13 protein-coding genes are annotated in these 18,080 nt (G+C 40.1%); 2 read left to right on the top strand and 11 right to left on the bottom strand.

The window, feature by feature from the left end:
• Positions 1-427 precede the first annotated feature (427 nt).
• The 5 genes from C3K47_RS02055 to C3K47_RS02035 form a co-directional block, all read right to left on the bottom strand.
• Entirely contained in the window at positions 428-1,144 is a 717-nt protein-coding gene (locus C3K47_RS02055) for a DUF3667 domain-containing protein (protein ID WP_103787405.1), read from the bottom strand.
• Positions 1,145-1,364: 220 nt separating this feature from the next.
• Complete coding sequence (locus C3K47_RS19845) at positions 1,365-1,577, bottom strand: PLDc N-terminal domain-containing protein (protein WP_103787404.1); 213 nt, start codon at positions 1,575-1,577, stop codon at positions 1,365-1,367.
• Positions 1,578-1,961: 384 nt separating this feature from the next.
• Positions 1,962-2,615 (bottom strand): hypothetical protein, encoded by a 654-nt coding sequence (locus C3K47_RS02045; protein WP_103787403.1) that lies wholly within the window; start codon positions 2,613-2,615, stop codon positions 1,962-1,964.
• Between the two features lie 217 nt (positions 2,616-2,832).
• Positions 2,833-4,734: a family 2A encapsulin nanocompartment cargo protein cysteine desulfurase gene (locus tag C3K47_RS02040; RefSeq protein WP_103787402.1), complete on the bottom strand. Its 1,902-nt coding sequence runs from the start codon at positions 4,732-4,734 to the stop codon at positions 2,833-2,835.
• Entirely contained in the window at positions 4,718-5,638 is a 921-nt protein-coding gene (locus tag C3K47_RS02035; RefSeq protein ID WP_103787401.1) for a family 2A encapsulin nanocompartment shell protein, read from the bottom strand. Before C3K47_RS02035 ends, C3K47_RS02040 begins: the two co-directional genes overlap by 17 nt.
• A 253-nt stretch (positions 5,639-5,891) precedes the next feature.
• Between C3K47_RS02035 and C3K47_RS02030 the strand changes: the two genes are divergently transcribed.
• Complete coding sequence (locus C3K47_RS02030; RefSeq protein WP_103787400.1) at positions 5,892-6,104, top strand: hypothetical protein; 213 nt, start codon at positions 5,892-5,894, stop codon at positions 6,102-6,104.
• Between the two features lie 62 nt (positions 6,105-6,166).
• On the opposite strand, the gene C3K47_RS02025 is transcribed toward C3K47_RS02030, so the two are convergent.
• The 3 genes from C3K47_RS02025 to uvrA all read right to left on the bottom strand — a co-directional run bounded on the left by C3K47_RS02025 (position 6,167) and on the right by uvrA (position 11,557).
• On the bottom strand, positions 6,167-7,504 hold the full coding sequence (locus tag C3K47_RS02025; RefSeq protein WP_103787399.1) for a sulfatase-like hydrolase/transferase: 1,338 nt from the start codon (positions 7,502-7,504) through the stop codon (positions 6,167-6,169).
• An 8-nt stretch (positions 7,505-7,512) separates the two neighbouring features.
• On the bottom strand, positions 7,513-8,565 hold the full coding sequence (locus C3K47_RS02020) for a glycoside hydrolase family protein (RefSeq protein WP_103787398.1): 1,053 nt from the start codon (positions 8,563-8,565) through the stop codon (positions 7,513-7,515).
• 139 nt (positions 8,566-8,704) lie between these two features.
• Positions 8,705-11,557, bottom strand: a complete 2,853-nt coding sequence (gene uvrA / locus C3K47_RS02015; RefSeq protein ID WP_103787397.1) for an excinuclease ABC subunit UvrA — start codon at positions 11,555-11,557, stop codon at positions 8,705-8,707.
• A gap of 441 nt (positions 11,558-11,998) precedes the next feature.
• Between uvrA and C3K47_RS02010 the strand changes: the two genes are divergently transcribed.
• Positions 11,999-14,614 (top strand): TonB-dependent receptor domain-containing protein, encoded by a 2,616-nt coding sequence (locus C3K47_RS02010; RefSeq protein ID WP_165784607.1) that lies wholly within the window; start codon positions 11,999-12,001, stop codon positions 14,612-14,614.
• Positions 14,615-14,761: 147 nt separating this feature from the next.
• On the opposite strand, the gene C3K47_RS02005 is transcribed toward C3K47_RS02010, so the two are convergent.
• The 3 genes from C3K47_RS02005 to C3K47_RS01995 form a co-directional block, all read right to left on the bottom strand.
• Positions 14,762-15,835, bottom strand: a complete 1,074-nt coding sequence (locus tag C3K47_RS02005; RefSeq protein WP_207765219.1) for an alkane 1-monooxygenase — start codon at positions 15,833-15,835, stop codon at positions 14,762-14,764.
• 96 nt (positions 15,836-15,931) lie between these two features.
• A complete protein-coding gene (locus C3K47_RS02000) occupies positions 15,932-16,795 on the bottom strand; it encodes a lytic transglycosylase domain-containing protein (RefSeq protein ID WP_103787394.1) in 864 nt (287 codons plus the stop codon).
• Between the two features lie 100 nt (positions 16,796-16,895).
• Positions 16,896-17,978: a lytic transglycosylase domain-containing protein gene (locus C3K47_RS01995; RefSeq protein WP_103787393.1), complete on the bottom strand. Its 1,083-nt coding sequence runs from the start codon at positions 17,976-17,978 to the stop codon at positions 16,896-16,898.
• Between the last annotated feature and the right edge of the window lie 102 nt (positions 17,979-18,080).

Raw genomic sequence — 18,080 nt, 5'->3', positions numbered from 1 at the left:
TATTCTGACCGGAAACAAAGAATGGAACTCGGAATAACAAAACCAATATAAATGGAACAAAGTGCCAAAGTAATACGAATTTAAAAGATTTGTTAAGCGAAGTGAAATTAAGAATTGCCAGGTATAACGTAGGTGCTATTAAAAACCGGCTGATACCGATGACTTCGAAATATGCTGGATGATATAGATGAAAATTTTGCGACACGAGAAATATTTCCATCATGGCTAATCCTAGGGTAAGGATAAAAAATCCAAGCCATTTGTTGGGAGTAATATTATGTTGAGGATAATTAAATAGCAGAAAACCCAATAGTAATGATGCGCCGGATGCTATGCTCATTACTAGTGGAATATTTATCATATGCACTTTCTTAGATTATTTAAGATAAGGGTACGCTAGTGTTTTACTGCTTGGTGATTTGGCTAATTAATGTTTTATTATTAAGTCAATTAATATTCCCAACAGAATTGCTGACAATGTAAAAGTTAACATTCCCAAAATGTATGCAAAAAATGCTTTAACATAATTGATAATTTTACCCTTTTCATAAAACTGTCCAATTGCCCAAGTGGTGTAAACAAAGCCAACGATTGCTGCAAATTGCATTATGTTAAAGTGTGTCAAACCTTGAACAATGCCGAAAACGGAATAAATTAACATTCCAATTCCCATTACGAAGCAGAGAAGAATCAGGATTTCAAAGATGTTGAATTCGTACTTTCTGAAAAACAACTTTGACCATAATGCGATAAAAACTCCCATAATTATGTTTGCATAACCATAGTGCCCTTGAACCCATTTAAAAATTGCACTTGTTGCAGACTTTTTGTTTTCTGAATAACTTACATAACCATCTTCGAAGTGAAAAAAACTACTGCTCAATGAATAAATAAGAGAAGTAACAATGATGAAAATTATTGGTTTAACAAGTCTGCTCCTGTTTTCGGTCAGATAATTCCTTACGTTTTGTCCTGGATTGGTGAGCAGTTCTTTAATGGTATATAAAATCCCACGCTCAAAATGCAATACATGTTCTATTTCGTGAATCAGGTAATGTCCGTTAATACGTTTTAGATTTACCACTTGTCCACAGTTTGGACAATAGTTTAAATTTACTTCGTTGTTACAGTTTTTGCAGTTCATTTATTTACTCAACTATTTTGTCAGTTCATTAGTTTGCAGTTGGTTCGGTAAAATTGACACAAACGTTTTTCGCTTGACTCAGATGCGAAGAAAAATACGCCTAATTGTTAGCTGTGATACAAGATATTAAATTGGTTCGATTTTCAAAGCTGCACGTCCACCGCGCTTTTCGGCCAGCGGGTACGTTGTTTTTTGCAATTTCGAATGAGTGGGTAAAGGTTTACGCTTGCTTTCTGCCAATAATAAAGTAAAAGATTGATCCTATTAGTGGGACAAATAAAATTACTAGTACCCAAATTAACTTTGTCGTACTGTCTTTAAATGTTTTTCTCAATAGGTTAAAGAGAGCAATAATTGGAATAATAATTAATGGAGTTAATACAGTTAAAACAGTCCAAAAAGCAAGTCCAATGCTGGGTGTTATAAGATCCATAAAATTGATTTATTAAAAAATATAGTTGTCCTAATAAATTAACACAAACGTTTTTCGCTTGATACAGATGCGAAGAAAAACACGCTTAATTGTTAGCGGTGATACAAGATATTAAATTGGTTCGATTTTCAAAGTTGCAAGTCCTCAGTGCTGAGGACAAGAAAGTGTTAAAAGCAGGTCCATTTTACTAAGAGCGTAACACCTTGGTTCTTTATTTATTAGTGATTTTTTTTGATTTCAGGTAATTGTAGACACAATGTGTTATTAATGCGATAAGTCCACCTGAAGTGAGAATTCGAAGCTCGTACTATCGAACGACACCAAACAAATTTTAAAAAAACAAACTACAAACTCACTCAACCCCGCCATTGATCATACATTTTGTTAGCTGCGTTTTTTGACTTGCGTGGTGTCTGTCAATGTTTTCATGCGGTACAAATTTATGTCAATGCTGCAAACCCAAATCAAAAAAGTCGCAAAACTTATTTTCTGAACTATGGGTAAATAAATGATAAGTCCGTTGTTGTAATAAAGGTAGTTGTTCAGTCCAATAAGCAGGATGTTTAAAAGTCCAAATGCAAAAAGTCCGTACCACTTGGTTTTATAAAGTCCAATGAATGTCCCGACTGTAGCAATAAATCCAAAGGTTGATGCAAGGTTAGTTACTATGTCGTGGTTAATGTTCGTAAACAAAAAGAACGCAATTGTCATTGCAATTGCCCCTGAAATTTGAATTACAAGTCTAATAGATTTCCCAATGTTGATGTGTCTTGAAAATAGAAACCAAAAGTTTGTAAGGGTCAAACAAAGTACAAACATTCCTGTCATCGCAATGGGCTTTGCTGGATTGTGTCGCCCGTTAATTGCATTTTCGTTCAACAAGTTGCACCAATAATTATTTATCCAACTAAAACCAATTGAGCTTTTGTCCACCTGTGAACCGCCGGGATAAAAGAGTGTGGCAACAACGTACAGAACAACAAAAAGTATAGTTCCAAAAGTCGGCGCCAGCAGCCAAATGTTTTTCTGGTTTTCCAAAGTTGTCTTGTCAAAATTTTATTCCCGATTTTATCGGCAGAGAGTGGATATAAATTGGCCGCTAACGGAAAAGCATTTGTGCAGCGAGTGCTTGAAAGCACTTACGTCACTCAGGCTCAAAAGCCAATAAATAGCACAAAAGATTGCCACAAATGCAATGTTAGCGGAAGTTCCCCTACAATTACAGTAAAGTTACATCCGCTAACTATCACAATTCTTATCTTTTTTGTCTGCTCAAATGTTGAATTACGGCAATAAACCTGTCCACATCTTCGCAAGTGTTATAAAATGCAAGAGAAGGACGAACGGTTGTTTCTACACCAAGCCTACGCAAAATTGGTTGGGCGCAATGGTGTCCTGTACGAACGGCAATGCCTTCTTGATTCAGAGCCTTGCCTACCTCATCATTAGTATAACCTTTTAGGGTAAATGAAAGCACACTTGCCTTATGTTTGGCTGTTCCGATAAGCCTCACGCCATCAATAGGCCGCAAAAGATTAGTAGCATACTCCAACAAGCCATGTTCGTATTGCCCTATCACTTCCATGCCTATCTTTGTAACATAATCAATAGCGGCCCCCAAACCTACGGCATCCGCAATATTACCTGTACCAGCCTCAAAACGATTGGGTGCATTATGATATTTGATATGTTCAAAAGTAACATCTTGTATCATATTGCCGCCACCTTGCCAAGGCTCGGTTGCATTCAATATTTCTTCTTTGCCATAAAGCACGCCAATACCTGTAGGTCCGAATACTTTATGACCCGAAAAAACAAAGAAGTCTGCACCTATGGCTTGAACATTGACGGTCATGTGTGAAACCGACTGTGCCCCATCAACCAATGCTTTTGCACCGGCAGCATGCGCCATTGCAACAATTTGTTGCACGGGTGTAATCGTACCAAGAGCATTAGAAACTTGCGTTACGGCAACCAATTTGGTTTTCGGTGAAAGTAGTTTGGCATACTCGTCTAAAAGCAATTCACCGTCATTATTCACAGGGATTACCTTCAATACCAAGCCTTTTTGGTCTGCCAATCGTTTCCAGGGAACAATATTGGCGTGGTGTTCAAGTTGGCTCACGATGATCTCATCTCCTGATTGCAGATTTTGAGTGCCCCAACTTTGTGCTACGAGGTTGATGGCTTCGGTTGCTCCGCGAACAAAAATTATTTCGTTCACCGATTTTGCACCCAAAAATGCCCTTACCTTTTCACGGGCAGACTCATAAGCATCAGTTGCACGACCTGCCAATTCGTGTGCAGCACGGTGAATGTTAGAATTTTCGTGTTGATAAAAGTACGAAAGCCTGTCTATGACCAACTGTGGTTTTTGCGTAGTAGCAGCATTGTCAAACCAAACCAAACGTTTCCCGTTTACCTGCTCATTCAGGATAGGAAAGTCCTTTCTGACCAACTCGCCCAAATTGCCAAAAGAAGTGTATTCTATCTTTTGATTATAAGCACTATTTTCCAAAAAATAAAACCCATTTGGACTAGAAGACTCTTGAAATGAAGGCAATTGAGGTGTGTTTTCAACCGTTTTTATATGAGAAAGCACATTGTCTATGTTCAAAAAGTCTGCAAGTTCATCCAACTGAAAATCCAAATAAGGCAAGTGCGTAGGCTGATGACCTGAAATAGGCAGTTGTTGCTTGCTAACTCCAACATTATCATCCTGAAAACTTGTTTCAGGTTTTTCACTATTAAAGTTATTTCTTGGTGAAAGATAAGAAGGCGAAGCCCCACTTCCAGCCAACGAATTAGGTACCCCACTTGTATAAAGCGGATTAGTACTAAGTGGCAAGTTGAGGCTTGTTGCATCAGTCCCCGAACCTGTATTTGGTAAAACTGCGGAACTTGAAGCACCCAATCCGCCCAAAGAAGGTGGTGTATGCGTGCCTAAAGAGGGATTTACTAACGGCATAGTTATTACCGAAGTATCCATATTTTCTAAAACTTGCTCTGCCAAACCTTGTGCTTTGGGGTGCTTGGTTGGATCAAGAGAAAACTCTTTGGGGAAATTTTCGGGCAAAGCCTTGAAAAACTGATTAGCAATGTTTTGCAAATCAGTTACATCAAGGAACTCGGGCAAATTATTAATATTTGTATTCATAATAGTTTGTCAAATCAACGTCTTCAAGCACTGCAACGGCATCATCTACCAATACAGCCAATGAACAATAGAGTGAAACCAAATAAGAAGCAATGGCACGGTCGTTGATCCCCATAAAACGTACTGATAGCCCAGGTGAGTACTCGCCTTGTAAGCTCGGCTGGAAAAGCCCCACCACCCCTTGACGGCTTTCGCCTGTACGAAGTAAAATGATTTTTGATTTCCCATTTTCAATAGGTAATTTATCAGAAGGAATAAGCGGAATACCTCTCCAAGTAATAAATTGTGAATCAAACAGAGAAACGGTAGGAGGCGGCACTCCTCTGCGAGTACACTCACGACCAAACGCAGCAATAGCCTCCGGGTGAAGCAAGAAAAAACCCGGTTCTTTCCAAACCTTGGCAATCAAAGCATCAAAATCATCAGGCGTAGGCGGACCTAATCGAGGTTTGATAATTTGTGATGGGGCAACACTGTGCAGCAAGCCGTAATCTTTATTATTGATTAACTCACTCTCTTGACGTTCCTTAATGGTTTCTACCGCCAATCTGACTTGTTCTGCTATCTGATTATAAGGCTTACTATACAAATCAGAGATACGTGTGTGAACACCAACAATGGTTTGAACGGCTGCCAAGTTGTACTCACGAGGATTATCGATGTAATCCACAAAAGTTTGTGGAAGCACTTTTTCATCTCTTGATGAGCAATCTACTTCAATTCCTGTAGCATCTTTGACTTTGTTAAGACGATACACTCCTGATTCCACAGGCACCCAATTCAAAAATTTCGTAAGCCAGCGGGGTGAAATCGTTCCCATTTGTGGAACGGTACGGGTAGCAATGGCCAGTTGTCTTGCTGCTTCATCGCCTAACGACGTCTGTTGTTTTAATTTGTCTTCCATTTTTTACAGGGTTTAAGTAATTAAAGATTGAATAATTGAAATTGCCGCTAACTAGTTTTTACATGCACCCGAGTGCATGTTATTCCATTGGCAGGGCCTAATATAATTAATAGTTTAGGAATGACAACTTTTAATATATATAATGTGCTTATTAATTATCTTGGTATAGGTTTCTATTGTTTTCGAACTCTAGTGTGAAGAGTTTGAACGTGATTATCCTGCCCGCACACAAATTGAAACTCGCTTAAAACATTTGCAAGGAATTGCCGCCCAATTGGCTGACACTAAGGTTCTGCTCGATGCCGATAATTATGGCAATGTGCTAACCTGTATCGTACCATTCGAAATAATGCCGAAGAAAATGCACCGGGTGCTAGCTGTTTTTCAGGATGTGAAACAACATTATGCAAGTGTTAAAAGTCTGGTTACGCAAAACCAGACGACTGCAAATCCTGTAAATAATTAATACAAAAACCGTTTTTAGTAAGCATAACAAAGGGAGCTTTAGAGCTCCCTTTTGTTTTGTTTTCAATTCGCCGGATACTTCTTAAATAGTTTCAGCAAATGCGCTTGGGTTACAGCATACTTTTCATCGTTATACAGATTAACCCGTTCAGAAGGATCCCAAGAGAGATTAAATAATTCATAAAGATCCTGTTGATCTTTTTTAGTTACCCGAAGTTTCCAATCGCCATCTCTTACTCCTTCCAGCACATACTGATGATAGTAAATGGGCTGATGCTTTTTGCTATAGTTTTTATTGTTTAATAAGTCTGCAAGGGATTCTCCATCAATTATTCTGTTAGGTAATTTAGTTTTTGTCCACGTTGCCAGCGTAGGTAAGATGTCAATATTGGCAATTGGACGGGTCATCATTTCATTTTGCAAGGTATGCCCTTTCCAATAAACAATAAAGGGAACTCTGTGCCCTCCTTCATACGAAATTGCTTTTGAACCTTTGAATATCCCTGCGGTTCCAATATGATAAGGGCGGGTAACACCATCATCGTACATTCGTTGCGGAGCATTGATCCAAGGGCCGTTGTCGCTGGTAAAGATAAAGATGGTATTGCCGGCTTGTCCGGCTGCTTCCACCGATTTCCAGATAGCCGCAAGGCTTTGGTCCAATTCTTCAATCACATCACCCAATTCACCGCCTGCAGAATGTGCAGCTGTGTTTTTTTGGGCAGCAAAGGCGATGGGCAAATGCGGCATATTATGTGCCAGATAAAGAAAGAATGGTTTTTGTTCTTTGCTGGCTTTTTTGATAAAACGAATGGATTCACTTGTATAATTTTTAATCAAAACACTATCATGCGGAGACTGGATTTCAGGCGTTGTGTTCCTGAAAATTTTGATCACCGTATCCGTTTTTACATAAGGCATGCGATAATCATGACTGTATAACATTCCGTAAAATTCATCGAAACCTTGTTTATTTGGCAAAGCACTTCCAAAATCACCCAAGTGCCACTTGCCGATTAATGCAGTACGATAGCCGGAGGTTTTTAGCATTTCAGCTATGGTAATTTCATCATCGGGCAACGCTATTTTGTCACCCGGGCTTAGAGGATGCGTAACGCCGCTGCGGGTGCAATACCTGCCGGTTAACAAGGAGGCCCTTGAGGGTGAGCAAGTGGGCGAAGTTGTGATGAAACTGGTAGCCATCACTCCTTTGCGGGCCATGGCATCGAGGAAAGGGGTTTTTATTAAGGGATTTCCATAACATGAAAGATCGCTGTACCCCATATCGTCAGTTAACACTAAAATAATGTTAGGTTGCTTTTGTGCATAGCTGTTTTTAATTGAGCCTGCTAATATGAACAGGAGTAAAAAACAGCTTGCCTTGGTTATTTGTGTAGGCATTCGTGGTTTTATTTATGTTGTTTGATGGGGATAAAGAATAAATAGGAGTTGTTGCCGTCCCTTGTTGCAACAGCCAGTACCAGTGGCTCTCCATTTTCTTCGTAAATGAATGGCCGTTGCAATTCGAGCGGTTTAAAGTGACTGCCATCAGCCATCGGTAGATCGGGGCGTAAAATTTCAAACTCTGTTGCTTTGTCCCAATTGATACCATCAGCTGAGCTAACCATATAAATAATATTATCATTGTGAAAAACTGAATAATAATAGTTGCGTTTTGCATCATACCACATGGCCATATCTTCAGTGTTCATATAATCGATTACAGCCTTGGGCTGCATTTTAAAAGGCCCGGTTGGTGAATTGCCAATAGCTAAAGCCTGGTTTCGGGGACCGCCTGCCTGATTTCGGTCTCCTTTTACTATTAAATAAAATTTACTATCACCACCTCTGGCAATCGTTGGGTTTACCGTAAGTATATTGATGGGGCCCGAAGGTTCGAGCAAAGGTTTGTTAAAACGTTTCCAGGGACCATTTAATGATTTACTTACGGCTACACCTACACGCTGGTTATTGCGAATAGGCATCCAGTAAGGGCTTTTGTACGCCAGCTTTGCATTTGTCGCCGCAATTGTATCCTCATTATAATCATTGCTGTCTAAATGGGTGGAAATGTAGTACATGTAATACTTTCCGTTAAAGGAATGGATGCGAGGATTATGCATATTAATTGCATCCCAATGTCCCTTTCCCCTTGCTGTTAAAGCCGTCCCAACAAATTTGTAAGGACCTCCCGGATTATCAGCTATCGCATGTGCAATTTCTGACCGTGTTAGCCATCCCGAGAACTTAAATTCTTTTTTCCACCGCGAATAAAACAAATGATATTTCCCATCCTTACCTTTTATTATTGAGGGACACCAGTTATAATAGCCATCGGTTTTATAAATATTGTCCTGAGTAATTGGTTGTAAACGATCTTTGAACGACAATGTATCAGACTGGTTTTGCGCAAATACTTGGAGTCCTGCTGTCAGGAGTAAAAAAAGCAGTAGTGGTTTCAACTGTATATAATTAATTTTTAAAAAGCCAGATGGAATTCGGCTCTTAAATCTTGCTATAATCCGATGGACTTCCTTCTAATCGTAACTTTTTGGCTTGTTGAGAAAATGCGAATTGTGAAATCAAAAAGAAACAAAAAACCTATGCCTTCCCATTCATCTCTTTCTTCAAAAACTCGCCGGTAAAGCTTTTCTTGCATTTGGTGAGTCCCTCGGGTGTGCCTTCAAACACAATGGTTCCACCGCCTTTTCCTCCTTCAGGACCAAGATCGATCACGTGATCTGCCACTTTAACCACATCCAAATTATGCTCAATCACTAATACGGAATTGCCTTTTTCAACCAGTCGATTCAAAACACCTAATAAAATGCGGATGTCTTCGAAATGCAAACCGGTAGTAGGTTCATCTAAAATGTAAAAGGTTTTACCCGTATCTTTTTTAGAAAGTTCAGTGGCTAGTTTCACACGTTGTGCCTCTCCACCCGAAAGTGTAACCGACGATTGCCCTAGTGTGATATAACCCAAGCCTACATCCAACAGGGTTTTTATTTTACGGTAGATAGCCGGAATATTTTCGAAGAACGGCACAGCATCTTCCACACTCATATCCAACACATCACTGATCGATTTTCCTTTGTAACGCACTTCCAGTGTTTCTCGGTTATAACGCCTACCATTGCATTCCTCGCAGTTCACCATCACATCAGGGAGAAAATTCATCTCAATCACCTTCATTCCGGCACCCTGGCAGGTTTCACAACGTCCACCTTTTACATTGAACGAGAAACGGCCGGGTTTATAGCCCCGTATCTTTGATTCCGGCAGCTGTGTAAAAAGATTACGGATATCCGAAAATACACCGGTATAGGTTGATGGATTGGAACGAGGTGTGCGGCCAATAGGTGTTTGATCGATCTCAATCACTTTATCAACATGCTCCAGTCCCTCGATTTTTTTATAATCTAAAGGTTTCTTCTTAGCGTTGAAGAAGTATTGATTAAGAATAGGGTATAAAGTCTCAGTTATTAAGGTGGATTTTCCACTGCCCGAAACACCGGTAACGCAGATGAACTTACCCAAAGGAAACGACACGGAAACATTTTTCAGGTTGTTGCCATGGGCTCCCATCAGCTTTAGTTCATGCCCGTTTCCTTCCCTTCTTTTCTGGGGAACTTCAATGCCTTTAATTCCATTGATATAATCGGTGGTAATGGTATGGAAACTCAGCAACTGATCAGGGGCGCCTTGTGCCACCACTTGTCCTCCATGAACACCTGCTGCTGGCCCCATATCAATCACATAATCCGACTCCAAGATCATATCTTTATCATGCTCCACCACCAAAACTGTATTACCCACATCTCTCAAGCTCTTCAAGGCTTCTATCAAACGGTTATTGTCGCGCTGGTGCAAACCAATACTTGGTTCATCTAAAATGTACAGCACGTTTACCAGTTGTGAACCGATTTGCGTAGCTAAACGGATACGTTGTGCCTCACCGCCTGAAAGGGTACGAGATGTCCGATTTAAAGTGAGGTATGATAAACCTACATCAAGCAGAAAACCGATACGGGCCCGAATTTCCTTCAGTATTTCTTTGGCAATTACATTTTTACGCTCGCTCAATTGCTTTTCAATATCCTCGAACCACGCTTTAAGCGTGTTAATGTCCATGATGCTCAGCTCAAAAATATTCTTGTCGGCAATTTTAAAATGCAATGCTTCTCTTTTCAAGCGGGCCCCATGGCATTCGGGACAAACCTTTAATGTCCGGAAACCTTCAAGGTCGGCTCCGTCTTCATCTTCCTTGCGATTCTCCTGTTGCTCTTCCAATGTTTTAACCAAGCCGTCGAACGTTACCTGGTAGTTTTGCGTATTGTAGCTGCCATATTTTACCGGAACGGTTATAATATCAGGGGCTCCGTTTAAGATGATTTCTTTTATCTCAGGCTTAAGCTTTTCAAGAGGTGCCGACAGCGAGAAATCATATTTCTTCGAAAGTGCTTTCAGAATCTGGAACATCCATGTTTCGCGGTATTCGCCCAAAGGAGCCAACCCACCCTCCATAATACTCAACTTCGGATTAGGGATTACCGAATGTTCATCGATCTCTAAAATGTAACCCAAGCCGCTGCACTTAGGACAAGCGCCATAAGGTGAGTTGAATGAAAATGTATTGGGTTGAGGCTCGTCATAGGAAATTCCTGTTGTTGGGCACATCAAAAATTTAGAGAAGTGCGAAACATTCCCTTCCTTATCGGCAATTTTAATAATGCCTTTGGCTTGTTTCATAGCAGATGCCACCGAATCAACTATGCGTTTGCGGTTATCAGCACGAACCTCCACACGGTCGATAACCACCTCAATATCGTGAATCTTGTATCGGTCGAGCTGCATTTTGGGAGCTACATCTTGTATCTCTCCATCAACCCTCACCTTGGTATAACCTTGTTTACGAATTTGTTCAAACAGTTCGCGGTAATGCCCTTTACGTCCTTTTACAATAGGCGCCAAAATATTGATGGGCTTTCCATCAAACTGCTCCATAATGCTGTTGATTATCTGCTCTTCCGACATTTTCTGCATCAGCTCACCGGTATTGTAGGAGTAAGCGTCCGCTATACGTGCATAAAGCAATCGCAAAAAGTCATAGATCTCGGTTATGGTACCAACGGTTGAGCGGGGATTCTTTGAAGTGGTCTTTTGTTCAATAGCGATCACCGGACTTAAACCCGAAACCTTATCCACATCGGGCCGTTCCATACCTCCCATAAACTGCCGTGAGTAGGCACTGAATGTTTCCATGTAACGTCGCTGTCCTTCAGCATAGATCGTATCAAATGCCAACGACGATTTTCCGCTACCACTTAAACCAGTTATTACTACCAGTTTGTTGCGGGGAAAGGAAACATCTATGTTTTTAAGATTGTGAACACGGGCGCCAAACACTTCAACTTCAGACTGCTCACCCAAATCGGTAAATTTCTCACTCATAAAGACCAAGGTACAAGATCAAGGCAGCAAAGATAAGCAAAGTTAGAAGTTAGAAGTACGATTTTAGATTTACGATTTTAGAAGTGGGATTTCAGATTGGCAGTTCTGTATTCCGAAATCTAAAATCCCAAATCGTACTTTGGATTTTGTACTTTCTAGAATCTAAAATCCACAAAGAAAGTACGAAGTTAGATTTACGTGCCGTCATCTTTAAATTTAAAATCCGAAATCCAACTTTGTACTTAGTATTTCTATTAATCTAATCTAAAATTCCACTTGGTACTTTGTTTTTTTCAATTCGTACTTCTAAAATCGTACTTCGTACTTCTTTTGTCGACCGTAACCGTATTGTTGCAGACCAACGTTAAACCCCTGCGTTTTATTTTCATCTATCTTTGAAACTAATCTAGACGACATAACGTGAATTTTAACCTGACATTTTTGAAAAGGACACTGGGAGTCCTTTTAGCAGTTATTATAAGCACAACTACCTTTTCCTTTGCACAAAGCGGCAATAAAGTGGCCACTTCCGGAAAAATTACCGGAAAAGTGATTGATGCTAAAACGCAACAGCCATTAGATTTTGTTACCGTTGCATTATTGAAAGCTACCGAAACTTCCGGCTCAAAAGGAACTTATTCAAATGAAAACGGTGAGTTTTTATTTCAGAAAACTCCCTTCGGAAGCTATAAGATCACGATCAGTTTTGTGGGTTATGAAACACTTACATTAAGCAATATTGTTCTTTCGGCAGAGAAGCCTGTAGTTAACTATGAAGATCTTAAGTTGAAACAGGTATCGAACAAGCTTAATGAAGTAACGGTAACTGCTCCACGCAGTCCTTTTCAGGTAGGCACCGAAGGCGTAACCTATAATGTTGAAGAAAGCCTCCAAAATTCTGGCGCCACAGCAGTTGAAGCCCTGCAACGTATACCATCTGTACAAGTTGATGCCGACGGAAAAATTACTGTTCGCGGAAGCAGCGACATTAAGGTGTTGATCGATGGTGAACCTACCGAGCTATCTAAGGTTTTAGACATGATCCCGGCGAGTGCCCTTCAAAAAATAGAAGTACTCACCAATCCATCGGCCAAATACAGCGCTGAAGGCTCGGGAGGGATCATTAACATCGTAACTAAAAACCGTTCAGGGTTACGAGGAAGCAGCTTTACAGTAGGCGCCAACGCCAATACCCGTAACCGTTATAGTGGGCGTTTAGGCTACAATTTCTTCAATCGTAAATTTTCCAGCTTTAACAATTACAATTACAGTCCGTACAATAACAGTACGGCCAGTGAATTGTATCGCGAGAATTATGACAGAAACGGCAACGTTAGTTATTTAAATCAGAACAGCAACGGAAACATCAATTCACAGAATCATAACTTTTTCTCAAATAATACCCTGAGGTTTAACAGTGCGAACAGCATGACCTTTAACCTCAACTTAACCAGCAGCAGTAACAACAACACCAATTCGCAGTTCAGTAGCCTGATGAACGCCAATCAGGAAGCTTACCAAAACTTTACCCGCGATAACAATTCATCAAACAACAACTTAACCTACCGGGTAGGAGTTGGCTACCGTCATGTTTTTTTACAACAAAATCAACAGCAAGGATTCGACAGAATGATGAAAGTGGGTGATTCAATTGCGCTTAAAGCTGCAAAGGATCCAAAGTTTGCCGATTCCATGCGTACCGCCATGCAAAACCCTGTCGCGATGATGGCTGCAGCTCAAAAAGCAGGCATCAATCTTCCTGCAATGATGGGTGGTGGATCTGGTGGCCCCGGCGGCGGAAGGAGAGGCTTTGATTTTCAGAATCAGAAAGAATTTAAAACGGAGCTGAATTTTTCGAGAAACAACATGGCCAATAACAGTGCCTATAATCAGTTCAATTCATTTCCGTTTATAGATACCGCTCTTCAACGAGCCTATACTAACAACTATAGCTCAACCATCAATTTTAAAGCCGATTTAAGCTGGCCGTTCAATAAAAACCAAAGCCGCTTTGAAGCCGGTTTAAGCACTGACATTGGTTTGGATCAAAATCGATATCACCTTGATACCTTAGCGGAAGATGGATTTGTTGAAAACATAAGATTAGCCAATGATTTCAATAAAACCGATATGATCAACTCGGTTTACACACAGTTTACCCATACCATAGGAAAATTCACTTTTGTTGGAGGTTTACGCCTTGAGAATTATTACCTGAATGCCGACCTTATTTCGCGTGACCATGAGTTTACAAAACCGTTTTTAACACTGCATCCAAGTTTCAGCACGTTGTTTAAAATGGATGATGTGCAAAGCTTGCGTGTTTCTTACAGCAACCGCGTTAACCGTCCTTCCATGGAACAACTGAATCCGTATATAAATACTGCCGATCAGTTGAATATTAAAACCGGTAACTTAAACCTGGACCCATCTCGTGGAAACTCCTTTGAGCTTGGTTATAATAGGTTCACCGCTTTGGGAAGTATCAGCTCTTCGGTTTATTATCGCCAAACCGACAATATGATCACCAGCTACACCATTGTTGGCGAACGCGATACCTCATTTACCACTTATGCCAATTTGAGCGAAAACCGAGCTTATGGTTTGGAATTGAACGGCAGTATTATGTTGTTTGCCGGAAAACTGAATGTGAACGCAGGAGCCAGCTTTAACAAAAACAATTTCGTAAACAAATTGCAGAGTCAGTTTAACCGCGACCGTTTGACCTTTAACTCCAATATGGATGCCCGCTTAAACCTTCCTCAAAACTGGAATTTGGGCGGAAATATCCGCTATTTTGGGCCTCAAGCTTTTATTCAAGGATACACCGAAGGCTACTTTACCGCCGGAATGGATATCAGAAAGAGTTTCCTAAAACGCAAGCTGAACTTTACTATCAGCGGCGACGATTTGTTTAATACCCGCAATGCCGCACGTATCACCTCGGCAAGTTTTGTTCAAACGAGCAAAAACCAAACTACTACACGGGTAATCCGTTTTGGTATTAATTATAATTTCGGAGGATTTAATTTAGCCAGCGGACCAATGAGAAGATAAGTCAGAAGTACAAAGTCGGAAGTAAAATTTTAAAAGTACAAAGTAGGATTTCGGATTGAAGATTTAAGATTCGGAGGCTCCTTTGTACTTTGTACTTCGTACTTCTCACTTCGTCTTTTCCATTTCATACTTTGTACTTCTAACTTCTTACTTTGCACTTCTTCCTTCCCATTCTTCCAGCTTTTTATTCATCACTTTAAACCAAATTGGCGGTATCATAGCGAGCAGTAACATCCCCGGATAACCGGTAGGCAACTGAGGACTTTCATCATGATGGTCTAAAACCTGGTATCTTCTAGCAGGAAAAATATGGTGATCAGAATGGCGCTGTAATTGAAATAAAAAGAAATTACTCAACAATTGGCTGGAATTCCAGCTATGCAAAGTATTCACCTTTTCATATTTGTTAGGAGCAAGTTCTTTGCGCATCAATCCGTAATGCTCGATATAATTCACTCCTTCCAGTAAGCTGAAGGCAAAAATACTTTGAGCAAAAAAGAAAACCGGCACCTCCCAAACAAAGTCACCTCTTATCAGGCAAAAAACAAGTGTAAATACAGCCGCTAAAGCCAATGGCGCCAGTGTTAAACCAAGCATTTCATTAGAAAAACAGAAGATCGGCTGTCCCTTTTTTGCTAAGCGTTCATTTTCAATTTTCCAGGCATGCGAAAAACCCTCGAAAACCGAACGTTTCCAGAATCTATAAAAACTTTCATTCTTACGGCTGGTAGCCGGATCAGATGGTGTACCAACATGCACATGGTGTCCACGGTTATGCTCGATATAAAACTGTGTATAACAAACTTCTGAAAGCAGTACTTTCGACAAAAATCGTTCAACATTAGATTTTTTATGCCCGAGTTCATGAGCTACGGTAATTCCTATACCTCCGGTTATAATTCCCATCCCTAAGATCATTCCGATCCATTGGAGCAAATTCCAGTTTTCGAAAGTTGCTTCATAGCAGGCCCAAATAAGTAATACTGATTGGATCAGTGTCCAAAAGTAAAGTAGAAACAAATAATAGAATTCAGTGGCTGCCGAAGGCAGTAGTGGCTCTGCAATATTGGAGGTATCGGTTCCTAGCAGGATATCAATTAACGGTACAATAAAGAATACGAATACCGGCAGCATGAAAAGCCATTCATTGCCTAAATAATAGCCGGCAATCAATAATAGTGGCAGAGAGAAAGCACAAAAGTAACCGAGTTTCCTGATCATTTGTATGTTCTAAAGTAGCTAATTAGGCGCAATACGCTAGCACAAAAAAGCCGACGGTTGATTTAACCGTCGGCTTAATAATTTTCAACGCTGTAATTATTTTACAGCTTTCCGTTCCACACTTTTTAAGGATGAATAACCAAATCGTTTTAAAATGTTAGTAACAAATTCAGGCTTGTAAGTGTAAAGGTTACTTAAATTGATTGAATAACCTGCTGTTACAACTTTTGGAGTTTCCTGACCTGTTAAACTAACTGGAGTTCTGTTTATGGCTGTTTTCACAGCGATTAATTTGTAAACATAAACAGAGGTTTCCCGATTTAGCTTTAACTTAAAGTAATCATCCTCGTTTTGTTGCTTCGTATGTCGTTGGAGCTTTGTTGATCCAATGTTATACGCCGCGGCTACCATCGTCCAAGATCCAAACTCTCTGTAAAGATCTTTTAAATAACGACATGCAGCGTTTGTTGATTTGATAGGATCGTGACGTTCATCAACGCCGTTTCCTACCGCCAAGCCATAGCTTCTTGCTGTGGCCGGCATGAACTGCCAAAATCCGGCTGCCCCTTTTACAGAGACGTCAGTACCAAATTCATAGCCTGACTCGATCACCGGGATGTATTTAAAATCCTGAGGAATCCCGTTTTTAGCGAGAATTGGCTCAATGATTTTAAACCATCGTTTCGCCCTTGCTTTAGCATCTGTAACCTGACGCAGCGTCAGTTTAGTTTGCCGAAGTGTGGCGACGAACCGCTTTTTTACCAAGGCATTGTGAAGCGGAATTTCTTCACCGGCAAAGTCTATTTTTGATTTAGCTGCCGTTGCCTTTGCACTTGCTGGTGTTGTGCTCAAGGGCTCCTTGTTAATGGAAAAACCCGAATTAGAATTAAAGAACAACAAATTAATAAGAGCAAACACTATTACACCAGAAGCACACGTAATCACGTGTTTTCTAATCATAGTTTTTAAAATTTAATACGACCCATGTTGCCATTAATCGATATTGAATTTATACTTTTCTAACTGGCAGCTGCTCAATATTCATACCAGTTAATATTTTCTATAGCCAGTTAAATAATTTTCCGGCTGTATCAATCAAACTCTTTTTAGGCTTTAACGACTTAGGCGTAATCGGGTTGGCTGCAAGTTCCGGAACATTTGTTCCAGAAGTTGAACTTCCGCTTTGAGCACCCATACCACTAAGAGCACCCAGGGTAAGAACCCCAATACTACTAATACCTCGAAGATTAGCGTATCGAACTGACGATGCACTAAAATAAGGATCGAAGTCTGCCGCATTTTCCAAAATATGCTTGAATACTAAAACCTTGTAAACATAGTTACTGGTTTCTTTATTCAATTTTAAATCGAAATAACCCTCTTCATTCTGACGATTCATCGCCGACTGCAAAGCCCCATGTCCTACATTGTAAGCAGCTGCAACCAATGTCCATGAACCTAATTCTTCATATAAGTCGTTTAAATAACGACAGGCTGCTATAGTCGACTTTTCAAGATTCTTACGATCGTCTACTTTTTTATTCACCCTTAACCCATAAGCTCTGGCTGTAGCCGGCATAAACTGCCAGTAACCAACAGCACCTGCAATAGACCGAGCATTTTTCTTAAATCCCGACTCAATGGCAGGAATAAATTTAAAATCCTCCGGAATTCCGTATTGTTCTAAAATCGGTTCAATAATTGGAAACCAAGCTGATGATATGGTTTCAATATGATCAATAAAACTTGACGATATACGCTTATTCAAATTGCTGAGAAACTTTTCATAAACCTCATCGTTGTCAAATGGTACAGCCTCACCCGAAAAGGTTAATGCTTCTATCAGATAACTTTGTGAATTCTTATATTCCAAAGATCTCATGAGTGTCGGACTGTTTGGATCATCCACCTTGCCAGGCTTCTCACCGGCAGCAAATAATGTCCCTGAAAACGCAATCAACAGTGCGCACAAACTAAAGTGTTTCTTCATTCCTATTTCCTTAATACCTTTCAGTTGATTAACACTTGGGATAGCTGTTGATACTATCCCCAACACAAAATCAGCTGCAAAAGTACGGTATATTTTGTTGACCAGCAAGCTTTTACCAAAAACAGCCCATTTCAAACCAATGTGATCTGTCAAAAAACAAAGCCAAAATCAATGTTTAAAAACTATATGGACAGTTTTTGAACCGAAGAATTTTTCTCAAAAAAATTAAAACAAACTATTCACAAGTGTTGATAA

It is taken from the genome of Solitalea longa, from assembly GCF_002920915.1.
Classification (GTDB): Bacteria; Bacteroidota; Bacteroidia; order Sphingobacteriales; family Sphingobacteriaceae; genus Solitalea; species Solitalea longa.
This window is presented reverse-complemented; position numbering and strand designations above follow the sequence as displayed.